This window comes from Weissella bombi (assembly GCF_900094835.1).
Classification (GTDB): Bacteria; Bacillota; Bacilli; order Lactobacillales; family Lactobacillaceae; genus Weissella; species Weissella bombi.
In genome coordinates this window covers 40,595-54,399 of sequence record NZ_FMAO01000013.1, presented here as the reverse complement: position 1 = coordinate 54,399, position 13,805 = coordinate 40,595, and the positions used below count along the sequence as shown (strand labels likewise).

Below are 13,805 nucleotides of genomic sequence, written 5' to 3'. Positions count from 1 at the left end.
ATAACATTTTTATCAATGGACAAGCAGGGGCTCGAACCCTGGACCCACGGATTAAGAGTCCGTTGCTCTACCAACTGAGCTACTTGTCCAATAAAGTATAGGTTGTCTCGCAACAACAGATATTAATATACCATATAAAAGAACGCTATGCAAGCTTTTATTGTAAAAATAGCTTAAAAATTAGTGCTTGCAATTTTTTTAAAGCCGTGTAAAATCAATTGATAAATAAATATTTAAATATTTTGTAGATTTAATCGTTAGATGAATGGGCTAACAAGTTTCTACCGCCTACCCAATATAGGCGACAATCCACAAATGTTCAAAAAATCAAACACATTGATGGGCATTTGTAGGATTCTATACTATTCTACTAATGCTTTTTTTATACAAAAAAATGGAGGAATCATGGCTAATTATAGTGTTGCAAATAAATTTGTACCAATGGGGTTGACGTTTCAAGATGTGGCGTTGCCAATTGACAAGGTGGACAATAAACAAGATGAAGTATCGATGCAGACTATATTAACGCCAACTTTGAAGTTGAATGAACCGGTTTTATCAGCCGCTATGGATACAGTAACTGAATCAACGATGGCTATTGCTTTAGCTAATTTTGGTGGTTTAGGTGTTATTCACAAGAATATGTTGATTAAGGATCAAGCTGCTGAAGTTAAAGCTGTAAAAGACACTCATGTTGATTTTAAGTTAAATCCTAATGCAGCAGTTGATGCTGATGGAAAATTACTAGTGGCAGGTGCTGTTGGTGTTACTTCAGATACAATTGATCGTGTGGCAGCTTTGGTGGCAGCTGGCGCAGATGCAATTGTATTGGATTCGGCACATGGTCACTCAGAAGGTGTGTTACGTAAGATTCGTGAAGTGCGCGATGCCTTCCCGAATATTAATATTATTGCAGGAAATATTGCAACTAAAGCCGGTGCAAAGGCCTTGTACGATGCCGGTGCAGATGTTGCTAAGGTTGGAATTGGACCAGGTTCAATTTGTACAACTCGTGTTGTAGCCGGTGTTGGGGTTCCGCAAGTTTCAGCAATTGTCGCTGCCCAAGAAGCTGCTCGTGAATATAATAAGGCAATTATTGCTGATGGTGGTATTAAAACAGCTTCTGATATGAGTAAAGCTATTCTTGCTGGTGGAAATGCAATCATGTTGGGATCAGTATTAGCAGGTACATTTGAAACGCCAGGTGCTGTGATTACTGATGAAGAAACCGGACAACGTTATAAGTCTTACCGCGGAATGGGGTCAATTGCTGCCATGGAAAATGGTTCGAAGGATCGTTACTTCCAAGGTGAAGTTAACGAGGCTAATAAGATGGTTCCTGAAGGAATTGAAGGTCGAACAGCTTATAAGGGTGAATTGTTGGATGTTATCGAACCTATGATGGCAACCGTAAATAAAGATCTTGGGCAAGCTGGTTTTAATTCAATTACACAAGCAGCGAATGAAGGTCAATTAGTCAGTGTGACACCGACGGCAGATTATGCAAAAGTTACACAAAATGAGCGTATTGCAACAGCAAAGGAGGCATTAGCATAATGGTTAGTCAAAATGGATTGGGATTAGATGAAGTTTTATTGGTACCTAGTGCATCAGATGTGTTACCCAATACAATTGATATTACAACACAGATTGCCGACCAAGTAACGTTGTCTATTCCAGTTATTGGGTCAGCAAATTATACGACTGTAAGCCGTGCGATTGAATTTGCTCACGAGGGTACGTTAGCCATTTTGCCATCATCATTAGCAAGTGCTGAGAATGTAGCAGAAATTAAGGCAGCAGGTAATGAAAATCTAGCCGGGGCTGTAGTCGAAAACGTTTCAGACGCTGGTGAATTAGTTCAAGCTGGCGTAGATATTTTGCAATTAGTAGTCAATGATGAATTGGTTCAGAATATTAAAGCTATTAAATCAGCAAATGAGTCATTGCCATTATGGGTTGGACCAACTACTGATTTAGCAGTTGCTGAGCAGGCTTTGGTGGCGGGAGTTGATACAATTGTTGTTGCTAATGTTGATAACACGCCTCTAACTGCACCTGTGACAACGGTGATGGCTTTTGCCGAGTTAGCCGCAAAGTATGATGGTAACGTTATTTTAGGATCAGATGTAAAGTATTCTGGTGATGTTGTCAAAGCTTTAGCAGCTGGTGCTGTAGCTGTTATGGTTGATGAAGATATAATTACAGATGTTATTGCTGATAACATCTTCCAAATTAGTGGTGGCTTACGTTCAGGAATGGGGTACACCGGATCTGGTGATGTGCCAACATTGCGTCGTCAAGCACAATTTGTACAAATTACAGCGGCAGGGCTAACTGAGAGTCATCCACATGACGTTGAATTAACCAAAAATGCGCCAAATTATCATCAACGATAATTTTAAATACAAAAAATGACCGTCAAAGATTTGACGGTCATTTTTTTATATGATGGACAAGCAGGGGCTCGAACCCTGGACCCACGGATTAAGAGTCCGTTGCTCTACCAACTGAGCTACTTGTCCAAAAAAATTAATAGTTGTTTTTTAACAACGTCTATAAATATATCACGTACATATAAGTAATGCAAGAAAAAATTGGCTTATTTTAGATAAGAAGTGATATTATCAACATAATTAGTAAATTTTATTTAAATTATTGTTCATATTTCACGACCCTTTAGTTGTGTTATATTAACAATAAAATATTTTGGGTTAATAAACGAGCAAAAGTTAGTTAGTAAAGTATAATACACATGACTACATTATTTGTGAAGTTTTATTTTGGTAAAATTGTCTCTCATGATATAATGAAAATCAGAGACCCACCATTGGGAGGAATGATAATGAGCAAAATATTGGTTGTAGATGATGAAAAACCGATTTCAGATATTATAAAATTTAATTTGACTAAAGAGGGGTATGAAGTTGCAGTTGCAATGGACGGCCGTGAAGCTTTGGACTTGTTTGAAAGTGAAGAGCCAGATTTGGTTTTATTAGACCAAATGTTACCCGAGGTTGAAGGAACTGAAGTGTTGCGTCAAATTCGTACAACTTCTCAGACACCAGTCATTATGGTGACTGCTAAAGATTCAGAAATAGATAAAGTATTAGGCTTGGAAATGGGTGCGGATGATTATGTTACAAAGCCATTTTCAAATCGTGAATTATTAGCACGTATTAAGGCTAATTTACGTCGCCAATCGGCATCGACAGGTCAAGGACAAGTTGATGACAGTGGTGATATTAAAATTGGACCTTTGACGATTCATCCAGAAGCTTACATGGTTTCTAAGAATGGTCAGGACATTGAATTGACGCACCGTGAATTTGAATTGTTACACCACCTATCAAAGCATATCGGTCAGGTTATGACACGTGATGATTTGTTACAAACTGTGTGGGGTTATGATTATTTTGGTGATGTGCGAACTGTTGATGTGACGGTACGTCGAATTCGTGAAAAGATTGAAGAAACACCTAGTCATCCACAAATTTTGATGACACGTCGTGGTGTAGGTTACTACCTAAAGGCTTCGGAAGAATAGTGTGTTAAATAAAAAGGCTAGTGCCTTGCCATATGGCATGGGACTGGCCTTTTTTCAATTAAGAAAGGTAGTAGATAAAGATATGCAAAGTGTGCATAAGTGGCGTCGCTTTTTTGCGTCGATTCATTTTAAAATTGCATTGGTATTTACGTTAACACTGATTGTAACTTTAGAATTAGTTGGTGCATTTTTTGTGCGCCAATTAGAACAACAAAGTTTGTCGACGTTTCGTAATCAAATTTCGTTGCCTGCATATGTAGATGATTCATTAACACAACAGTTATCTAGTAATAATCAAAACAATGTGAATCAGAATATACATACAATTTTAAATTCTACCAATAATGCGTCTATTTCAGAAATTCAAGTTTATGATACAGTTGGCATTTTGCGAGGAACTAGCGATGTTAATAATCAAGATAAAGTTGGACAAAAGACAACTGATGCTAATGTCAAGGCGGCAATCGCTGGTGGTAAATATAAGAAAAATGTTATTGTGACTCAGGATAATTCACGTTACCAATTAGTTGTTAAGTCATTAACGAATACGGTTGATGGCGAAAGTAACGTCGTTGGTGTTGTTGTCGTTCGAGCCAGTGTCGAAGCAGTTTATGATAACTTGGCAAAAATTTCATTCATTTATTTTGCTTCAATGGTCTTTGCTATCATACTAGGGATCGTTATGGCGATATTTATTTCACGTAGTATTACACGACCAATTGCTGAGATTAGTGCACGTACTAATAAAATTGCGCAAGGTGATTATTCAGGTGGTATTAATGTACATACGAATGATGAAATTGGAGAATTAGCGCAAAATGTTAACATGCTGGCTGAGCGCATTGAAGAAACGACTAATTCAATGGACTTTGAGCGTCGCCGTTTGGATTCAGTATTGGAGTACATGACTGATGGTGTTATTGCGACTGATCGTCGTGGAAATATTAACATTATTAATATTGCGGCATTAAAAATGACTGGGTTAACGGATAATCATGACGCAGCCGGCCGTTCAATATTAGATGTGTTGCGAATTGCTGATCAGTATAGTTTACGGGATTTGCTAGATAATCGTCATGAATTATTATTGGATTTTAGTACAAATGAGCATCAATTAATGATTCGCGCTTATTTTAGCTTAATTGAGCGTTCATCGGGATTTATTTCAGGGCTAGTTATTGTGTTGCATGATGTTACGGAACAACAACGTACTGAACGCGAACGTCGTCAGTTCGTTTCAAACGTTTCACACGAGCTACGAACACCGCTGACATCAGTTAAATCGTATGTTGATGCATTGCAGGATGGTGCTTTGGATGATCCTGAAGTAGCACATAGTTTCTTGGGTGTTGCACAAGATGAAACAACTCGTATGATCCATATGATTAATGATTTACTAGAACTTTCACGAATGGACTCTGGTACTATGAAAATTGATAACGAGTTCATTAATATCGCTAGTTTATTTAACTATATTTTGGATCGTTTTGATATGATTATTGCCAATGATGATAAACCTGAAAAGTACTATACAATTAAGCGTATTATTCCAAATTTGCAAATTTGGGTTGACGTGGACACGTCTAAGTTGACGCAGGTTCTTGATAATATCATGAATAATGCAATTAAGTACTCACCGGATGGTGGTGTGATTACTGCTCGTTTAGAAGATCATAAAACAGAAGTGGTACTAAGTATTACTGATCAAGGTTTGGGAATTCCTCAAAAAGATGTGGTACAAATCTTTGATCGGTTCTTCCGTGTTGATAAAGCACGATCACGTGCGCAAGGTGGTACTGGATTAGGATTAGCAATTTCCAAAGAAATTATCGAACGTTTTGGTGGCCGTGTGTGGGCTGAATCAACAGAAGGCCGTGGTTCAACGTTCTTTGTTGCCCTACCATATGAGCCGTATAACGAATTAGATGATGAATGGGATGATGGTGAATGGGATGAAGAAGGATAGGCAATGGCGTATTCGCCTAAGTTATTTTCGACAACGATATGGCCTGATTGTCGCATTGATTATCGCTATTTTAATTAGTGTGTTTTTGTCGGTGCAATTATGGCAAACACCGGGTCATGTTACCAGAAAAAGGCAAGCAACCGCAGTGCAACAAGATGAAGCTGTTGGGAAAAATTTAGCAAATATTTATAGCATTTCGCAGTTAACTTTTAATGCTAAATCAGAGCGTTTAAGCGTTCTGGATTATCAGGCTGTCTCGTCGCGATTAATTTCTCGTGTTAAAAATTGGCATCTACAGTATAAAGGCGACAAAACTGTTTCGAAAAATGCGTATTTACAATCTTTAGAAAAGAAAAACATGATTGTGATGAGCTTTCCAGATTCTGTGTCGGGAAGTGTTATTAAGAGTATTTTTGGCAAAAACATTAAAATTGCTAATAATGTCATGATTGATCATGTGCGATTACCGCAAAATGGTACGGATATTGTGTTATATAATGATGCACACCATAAAATTTATAATTATCAGGGTGCGGAAATTGTGCAGACGGTTAAACAAGTTAAACGTGGCAATAATGCTGTACCAGTAGATTACCGTTGGGTTGGTAAACATGTTATGACGGCCCCAACAAAACCAGTGCAGTTACAAAGTCATAGTTATTTGTTAGATCGTGATGATGCGATGTCACAATTACTGAAAATATTCCCTGATAGTGGTGAACGGACAATTAATCATAATCAAGAAATATTAACTTATACTAACGGTAATAACCAACGTATGACGCGTAATTTGACAACAGGAATTATTAATTATGATGCTTATGGCATGAATCAGCATGTTGAAAATACAAGTCAGCGTCAGCGTCAAGGTTATCAGTGGTTAGTTGATTTGCATCAATTGACGGATGACTTATATTACTTTGAGGAAACTAATCATGCAAAATCGTTAACATATCGCTTATTTGTAAACGGATTACCGGTATTTAATCAAACCGATAATGGAACGATTCAAGTTAAACAGCAGCCTAATCATCATGAAAAGATTATCTTGTCGCAGTATTCGCTACGCGTGCCGTTGCCAACTGATAAAAAGAAAACGGTAACTTTGCCGGCATTGGATGATGTGGTTGCTAAGCTATCAACTGTTGGTATTGATAAACGTGATATTCAAAACATTTCATTAGGATATAAATGGGAACTTAACCCTAAAAATCAAATTGTGACGTTGCGACCAACATGGTATTTTGAACAAGCAAATGTTTGGCGTTCGGTTAACAGCCGTGTTGCTGAAGAAAGGGGGCAATAAATGGATTTTAAAAAAGTCTTAACTGCCTTCTTGATTGTTTTTATATCTTTGGATATTTTCTTAGGAGCCCAATGGTTACGACAATATCCGTTTCATGATGGTCGGACAACCGAAGAGCAAATTATAGATGAAATGCATGACGACGGTATCACTTATAATTCGCTATCAAAAAAACGAACAACGGGTTCGTATGTAGCTGGTAAAAGTGGTAGGAATGTTTTAGCAAGTGAAAGAGCACAATTAGATCATGATTGGCAAACGACGCTGGTGGGTGATACGTTAAGGGTAACGATGCCTAAGCCAGTTAAATTAAATGCACATGGTCGCAATAATGTGAGTGCTTTGAATGTTTTTGTTAAAAAAAATAACCAAGTTATTAACGGGAAAAAGTACAAATTAAGTACGAAGTTGAGTAAGATGGCACAGGCCGATAGTAAGTCTACTAATAAGCTATATGTGTACGTACAAAAAATTGCTAAAGAACAACGCCCCTTTATTACGAGACGAGCACAAATTACTTTTGAAGTGACACCAACACACGAATTAAAAGGATATGAACAACGTTATATTAGTCATACACAATATTTAAGAGATGATGTGCAATTGATTTCCGAAGAGCAAGCTTTGATTTCGTTATATCAATATAATGATTTACCTAATAATAGTCATGTAACAATTGCTCATATGGGGTATCAGGAACTGACTACAGTAGATAAAGATATTATTTTTGTACCGGTTTGGCAATTTTTTATACAAAATAATGGCCAAAAAGCAACGACCGTTACGGTTAATGCAATAAATGGTGCAATTATGAAGTAAAGATTTCACAACGTGTTAAAATGTAACTTGTGGTGGAATCAGAAATGAAGAGCCGCTTGTTTCAGGATAACTGAAATAAACGGCTTTTTATTTGATAAGGAGTTAAGAATGTCGAACGATTTTAAAGTATCAATGTTAGCATCTGGAAGTAAAGGAAATGTGACCTACATTGAAACTCCTGAACATAAAGTGTTAGTTGATGCTGGTTTATCAGGTAAAAAAATAACAAATTTAATGTCACAAATTGGACGATCATTGAATGATGTAGATGCGTTATTTGTGACGCATGAACATAGTGATCATATTGCTGGTGTGGGCGTGTTAGCACGTAAATATGGCATGGATGTTTATGCTAATCAGAAGACATGGCAAGCCATGGCGGGAAAAATTGGTAAAATAAATACGGATCAAATTCAATTATTTGAACCTGGTCAAACGAAATTGATGAGTGATTTGGATATTGAAAGTTTTAGTGTTTCACATGATGCGGCTGATCCGCAGTTTTATGCATTTCACCATGATAATAAGACGTTTGCGATGTTAACGGACACGGGTTACGTCAATGATCGCGTTATTGGTACACTGAAAAATGCTGACGCTATTTTGATGGAAGCTAACCATGATTATGAAATGTTACGAATGGGTAGTTATGCTTGGCCATTAAAACAACGAATTTTGGGTGATCAAGGTCATTTATCTAATGAAGATGGTGCATTAGCATTAACGCAAATATTGGGAAATCGAACAAAACAAGTTTATCTGGGTCATTTGAGTCAAGAAAATAATCAAAAACCATTAGCTCATTTGACAGTACAATCAGTACTGGAAGAACATGATTTTGGGGTAGATCATGATTTCAATTTATTGGATACAGATCCAGCAGTTGCTACTAGGTTAATACAGATATAAAGTAGGATGTTAAGGCGATTTAAAGGGAATCGTCTTAAAGTAAAAAGTAATATAAGTCGGGATAATGATACGATTAAATGGATAAGAGACGGGGCATAGATATGAAATTATCTTCGGGAATGAAAATTGTTATCACAAGTGTTGTCGCTGGGTTAATTGGTGGTGGTGTAGCAGCAGGTGGTGTTGTACACTTCACACAGGATAACCAAACAGCTAATGTAACAACCTCAAACGCAAAGACAGTTAAAGTTAATCAAAGTAATGTAAAGGGGAAATCTAGTGCAACTAAAGCGTTTAAGCACGTTTCTGGTGCAGTAGTTTCTGTTATTAATCTACAAAAACAGCAGTCTTTACAATCTAACTATTTTGGTGATCAAACGCAAAGTGATAGTAGTAGTGATTCTTCAGGTTTACAAACAGCTTCAGAGGGTTCAGGAGTTGTTTATAAGAAGGACGGTAATACAGCATATATTGTGACAAATAATCACGTTGTTTCAGGTTCTAATGCGATTCAAGTGTTGTTGAGCGATGGAACCAAGTTAACAGGAAAATTGGTGGGGACTGATGAACAGACTGATTTGGCTGTTTTGAAGGTTAAAGCTGATAAAGTGACTGAAGTTGCTGATTTTGCGGATTCCGGCAAAACTGAGGCTGGCCAATCAGTCTTGGCGATTGGGTCACCATTAGGTTCGGACTATGCAACCTCGGTAACAGAGGGAATTATTTCAGCAACGAAGCGCCAAGTTGATGCCACTGATGAATCTGGAAATTCACTTGGTAAGGCAACGGTTTTGCAAACGGATGCTGCGATTAATCCAGGTAATTCTGGTGGACCACTTGTTAATTTAGCTGGCCAAGTGGTTGGTATTAACTCAATGAAGCTAGCATCGTCTGAAGATGGTACTTCAGTTGAAGGAATGGGATTCGCAATTCCTTCAAATACCGTCGTTAATATTATTAATGAATTAGAGAAGAATGGTAAGATTGAACGACCTGCACTGGGAGTATCAATGGTAGATTTGAGTAATGTTTCTGCTAGCGATCAAAGAGACGTTTTGCACTTACCAGATAGTGTTTCTGATGGTGTTATCATCGTTGAAGCAGAAAAGGATTCGCCTGCAGCCAATGCTGGTTTGGCACGATATGATGTTATTACGAAAATCGGGGACACTAAAGTAAGTGATTCTGGTGAATTACGTGATGCGCTTTATAAGCATAAAGTTGGTGATTCCGTTAAAATGACTTACTATCATAAGGGACAAGAAAAAACAGTTACTGTCAAATTAGATAAAACAACCAGTTCTTTAAATAAAGAGCAATAATAGAGTGTTAGGGAGCATACTTTTTGTGTGTTTCCTTTTTTTGTGTTTAAATCGAAAAAAATATGAAACTTTTTTGTAACTTTAGTTGTATATATTATATGTATTCACTTTTGTTAGTGGAATTCATTACTCCCCAAAGTATATGAAATTTGCATAGTTCCCCAAACTATGTATCCCCCCCTTCGCTGGTTGCGATAGTAGCCGGCGGCGGACCATCGTTGCGTTCCCCCTCTTGCACGATGGTCTTTTTTTTACACTAAAAACCGTTTACAAAAGAATTGACAAGCGTCAATCTATTTTTGTAAACGGCTTTTATTTTATAATTTAGTTTTTTGAAATGAGTAGGTTTAAGGTATAAGTACCAATAACGCTATCGTTGTTCAGTAATGAATAAGTGATGTTTAAAGTACCGTAGGGATGATCAGTAGTAATTTCGTTTAGCAGTGCATCGGTGCGGACCGCTATGGGGATGTTTCCTTGTGAAGTTACGTACTGTGTTTGGAATATCTTGTTTGGCATGAAATGTAATTGTACATCGGTAAAATCATTATGACGATGTAGCAAAATATCATCAACCTGTGATATTTTAAACGTGACTGGTGTTTCAAAGTTTTGCTGGTGCTCTGTGTAACGAACGTATAGTGTATTGTTAATAAGTGTTACTTGTGCACTCTCTTCAAAAGAAAATTCTTCCTGCTCATTTTCTTGTGTAATTTTTGTGGTGAGGGTGATTGTTGTTGTCCAACTTTTTCTTGTGGGTTGCATGTTAAACTCCTTTAATTAATGATTACTTCAGTCCATTATACAGTGTTCAATAAGGTATAATATAATAAATTAGGTATTATTTGACAGAATTAGAAAGGATATCATGGCACAATTTATTAAAACAGGCTCAGAAAAGGTTTTTAGGGATCCTGTGTTAAATTCAATACGAGTACAGGATCAAGTCATTCTTGATTTAATTAGTACGTCAGAGTTTCAGCGGCTTCGTCGTGTTAAGCAATTGGGTGTTGCGAGTGCCGTTTTTCATGGTGCTGAGCATTCTAGATTTTCACATTCTTTAGGTGTATATGAAATTGCGCGTCGTTTTGCTAATCATTTAGAACGATTTTATCCATCAAAAGAAGAAGGGGATGGATTATGGGATGTCAATGAACGTTTAGTGTTGTTGTGTGCAGCACTTTTACATGATGTTGGTCATGGTCCATATTCACATACCTTCGAGCATATTTTTAATACTGATCATGAAGCCTATACACAATCAATTATTTTGTCACCCGACACTGAAATTCATCAAGTATTAGTGAAGGTCGCTGATGATTTTCCTGAAAAAGTGGCTAGTGTCATTGCTAAAACCTATCCAAATCCGCAGGTTGTGCAATTAATTTCTAGCCAAATTGATGCTGATCGCATGGATTACTTACTGCGTGATGCTTATTATTCTGGGGCGACATATGGTCAATTTGATTTATCACGTATTATCCATGTGATGCGACCATATAGTGGTGGAATTGCCTTTGATGATAAAGGTACCTATGCTATCGAAGATTATGTTGTGTCACGTTATCAAATGTATGTACAGGTTTACTTCCATCCCGTATCACGTTCTTTTGAGGTTGTGCTACAACACTTGTTGGAGCGTGCAAAGTTTGTTTATGATGAAAGTAAACGAGATACACGAGTGAGCGCAGATTTTATTTCACCAACACTACAACCGTTGTTCGCAGGCAATTTAACATTACAACAATATCTAATGTTAGATGATGCAGTGATGTTGGCGGACATTAGTACTTGGCGACATGCTAATGACCCTATTTTGGCAGATTTAGCGACACGCTTTATTGATCGTAAGCCATTGAAATCAATTGTGATTACGGAAGAAACAAGACGTTTGTTGCCTACAATCAAACAATTAATCGATTCAGCTGGTTTTGATACGCGCTATTACACAGCTGAAAATGATAGTTTTGATTTGCCGTATGATGCCTATAATCCTAAGGTAAAAAAGCCACGAACCCAAATTGAATTGATGCAGCTAGACGGTTCGTTAACAGAATTATCAACACAAAGTGCCTTGGTAGAAGCGTTGACGGGACGTGCTTTTGGAGATGCACGCTTTTTCTTCCCACGCGAAATGTTAGTACAACATGCCGTGGAGGACATTATGGCACCAATTTATTTGGATTTTCAACGGTATGTTCATAATGAAACCTTAGTCGAACCACAATAAAGTATGTAAATAGGGAGTATTGAAAAAATGGGAATTAAATTAATTACAATTGATATCGATGATACGCTGGTTAATTCGGATAAAGAAATAACCCCACGCGTAAAAAAGGCTTTACAGGAAGCAACTGCGCAGGGGGCTAAAGTAGTTTTAGCGACAGGACGGCCATTATCAGGTGTTAAAGATTATCTTATTGAACTAGGCTTAAATGATTCAACAGATCAATTTGCAATTACATATAATGGTAGTGTTGTTCAAAATACGACGGGTGAACAACTGGGCGGTCATGAATTAACACTGGCAGATTATAAAAAATTCAAGGCAATTGCTGATGAATATGACTCATATTTTCAGATTGAGTCATTAGATTACGCTATTACAGCTAATAAGATTATTAATCGCCATGTTAATGGTGAGAATAACATGGTTCAAATGCCGTTACACATTAAAGAAGTTGATGAAATGACGACGGATGAACATTATGTAAAATTCATGTTTATTGATGAAACTGATAAAATTGATCAATTAGTTGCTAACATGCCACAAGAATTAAAAGATGATTATTATATTGTGCAATCAACGCCTAATTTCTTAGAAGTCATGCACAAAGAATCAACAAAAGGTAATGGCTTGGCAATTTTAGCAAATAAATTGGATATTGATATATCAAATACGATGGCATTAGGTGATCAACATAATGATTTGACGATGATTAAACAAGCCGGATTAGGTGTTGCCATGGGCAATGCAGTTGATGAAATTAAAGATAATGCTGATTTTATTACGACCTCACAAAATGAAGATGGTGTTGGGTTAGCCGTTGAAAAGTGGGTTTTAAATAAAAATGTTTCTGAGTTAGCAAATTAAAATGAAAAAAATTTGCCGAAATGCTAGAAATATTGTAATATTAGACATTGAGTAAGACCGCGAAAGGACGTGCAGTGATTTGGCATTAACACAATTTGACGACCAAAATAAAGATGAGCTTTCAATGATTGAAGTTGCTCGTGCAATTTTGTCTGACCGTCATGAAACCATGGGATTTAATGATTTGTTGAATGAAGTACAATCATTCACGGGTAAGTCGGACGAAGAGATTCGTGCGCGCTTATCACAATTTTATACTGATTTGAATATTGACGGTTCATTCATTTCATTGGGTGATACGATGTGGGGATTGCGTTCGTGGTACCCAATCGACTCAATTGATGAGGCCGTTCATTTGGATCTAGAAGAAGAAGTTGAAGGCAAGCCAAAGAAGAAGAAGCGTAAGAAGATTAACGCCTTCTTGGCAGATGCTGACGATGATGATGACGTTATTGATTACAATAATGATGATCCTGAAGATGATGATTTTGATGTAGCTGATACAGAAGATGAAGCAGCTGCAGCAGACGATGATGATATTGCTGATGATGATGACGATGACAGTGATGACGATGACTTCGGTCATGATGAAGTTGCTGGTGGAATCGGCGAAGAAATTAGTGGTATCAAGACAGACGTCGATGATGATTATGGTTCAGGAGATATTGAACATTAATTAATCGATTAAGAAGTTACTTTGATTATTTCTTGACAGTCCTAGAACTTTAATGTATTATTAAATTCCGGGCTCTTGTATTAATTTACAAGGCGTAATCAAAGTTGATTAATGCTCCCAACGCTACCTAGCATTGGGAGCTTTTTTATTTTTTTGTTGGCATTGA

The 13,805-nt window shown here is 37.1% G+C and carries 12 protein-coding genes, 2 tRNA genes and 1 riboswitch; of the genes, 11 read left to right on the top strand and 3 right to left on the bottom strand.

Annotation, left to right across the window (positions count from 1 at the left end; translation table 11 throughout):
• Window positions 1-16: 16 nt before the first annotated feature.
• Window positions 17-89 (bottom strand) — tRNA-Lys (locus GA0061074_RS07835).
• Between the two features lie 137 nt (window positions 90-226).
• A riboswitch (purine riboswitch) is annotated at window positions 227-328 on the top strand.
• A gap of 77 nt (window positions 329-405) precedes the next feature.
• On the opposite strand from GA0061074_RS07835, the gene guaB reads away from it, so the two are divergent.
• Window positions 406-1,557 carry an IMP dehydrogenase gene (gene guaB / locus GA0061074_RS07830; protein WP_092463521.1) on the top strand — a complete coding sequence of 384 codons (1,152 nt, stop codon included), beginning with the start codon at window positions 406-408 and terminating at the stop codon, window positions 1,555-1,557.
• A complete protein-coding gene (locus GA0061074_RS07825; RefSeq protein WP_092463519.1) occupies window positions 1,557-2,399 on the top strand; it encodes an IMP dehydrogenase in 843 nt (280 codons plus the stop codon). Before guaB ends, GA0061074_RS07825 begins: the two co-directional genes overlap by 1 nt.
• Window positions 2,400-2,452: 53 nt before the next feature.
• Here the strand turns inward: GA0061074_RS07825 and GA0061074_RS07820 are convergent.
• Window positions 2,453-2,525: transfer RNA gene (locus tag GA0061074_RS07820), tRNA-Lys, on the bottom strand.
• A gap of 320 nt (window positions 2,526-2,845) precedes the next feature.
• Between GA0061074_RS07820 and yycF the strand changes: the two genes are divergently transcribed.
• The 6 genes from yycF to GA0061074_RS07790 all read left to right on the top strand — a co-directional run bounded on the left by yycF (window position 2,846) and on the right by GA0061074_RS07790 (window position 9,869).
• Window positions 2,846-3,547: a response regulator YycF gene (yycF, locus tag GA0061074_RS07815; RefSeq protein WP_092463517.1), complete on the top strand. Its 702-nt coding sequence runs from the start codon at window positions 2,846-2,848 to the stop codon at window positions 3,545-3,547.
• A gap of 82 nt (window positions 3,548-3,629) precedes the next feature.
• The gene (gene walK / locus GA0061074_RS07810; protein ID WP_092463529.1) at window positions 3,630-5,513 is read left to right on the top strand and encodes a cell wall metabolism sensor histidine kinase WalK; all 1,884 of its coding nucleotides are present in this window, start codon (window positions 3,630-3,632) and stop codon (window positions 5,511-5,513) included.
• Window positions 5,500-6,819: a two-component system activity regulator YycH gene (yycH, locus tag GA0061074_RS07805; protein ID WP_159426663.1), complete on the top strand. Its 1,320-nt coding sequence runs from the start codon at window positions 5,500-5,502 to the stop codon at window positions 6,817-6,819. Before walK ends, yycH begins: the two co-directional genes overlap by 14 nt.
• Window positions 6,820-7,638 carry a two-component system regulatory protein YycI gene (locus tag GA0061074_RS07800; RefSeq protein ID WP_092463513.1) on the top strand — a complete coding sequence of 273 codons (819 nt, stop codon included), beginning with the start codon at window positions 6,820-6,822 and terminating at the stop codon, window positions 7,636-7,638.
• Between the two features lie 108 nt (window positions 7,639-7,746).
• Window positions 7,747-8,547 (top strand): MBL fold metallo-hydrolase, encoded by an 801-nt coding sequence (locus tag GA0061074_RS07795; RefSeq protein ID WP_092463511.1) that lies wholly within the window; start codon window positions 7,747-7,749, stop codon window positions 8,545-8,547.
• Between the two features lie 101 nt (window positions 8,548-8,648).
• Entirely contained in the window at window positions 8,649-9,869 is a 1,221-nt protein-coding gene (locus GA0061074_RS07790; RefSeq protein ID WP_092463509.1) for a S1C family serine protease, read from the top strand.
• Between the two features lie 324 nt (window positions 9,870-10,193).
• On the opposite strand, the gene GA0061074_RS07785 is transcribed toward GA0061074_RS07790, so the two are convergent.
• Window positions 10,194-10,634, bottom strand: a complete 441-nt coding sequence (locus GA0061074_RS07785) for a YwiB family protein (RefSeq protein WP_092463507.1) — start codon at window positions 10,632-10,634, stop codon at window positions 10,194-10,196.
• A 103-nt stretch (window positions 10,635-10,737) separates the two neighbouring features.
• Between GA0061074_RS07785 and GA0061074_RS07780 the strand changes: the two genes are divergently transcribed.
• The 3 genes from GA0061074_RS07780 to rpoE all read left to right on the top strand — a co-directional run bounded on the left by GA0061074_RS07780 (window position 10,738) and on the right by rpoE (window position 13,639).
• The gene (locus GA0061074_RS07780) at window positions 10,738-12,099 is read left to right on the top strand and encodes an HD domain-containing protein (RefSeq protein ID WP_092463505.1); all 1,362 of its coding nucleotides are present in this window, start codon (window positions 10,738-10,740) and stop codon (window positions 12,097-12,099) included.
• A 27-nt stretch (window positions 12,100-12,126) separates the two neighbouring features.
• A complete protein-coding gene (yidA, locus tag GA0061074_RS07775) occupies window positions 12,127-12,963 on the top strand; it encodes a sugar-phosphatase (protein WP_092463503.1) in 837 nt (278 codons plus the stop codon).
• A gap of 79 nt (window positions 12,964-13,042) precedes the next feature.
• Complete coding sequence (rpoE, locus tag GA0061074_RS07770) at window positions 13,043-13,639, top strand: DNA-directed RNA polymerase subunit delta (protein ID WP_092463501.1); 597 nt, start codon at window positions 13,043-13,045, stop codon at window positions 13,637-13,639.
• The last annotated feature ends 166 nt before the right edge of the window (window positions 13,640-13,805 follow it).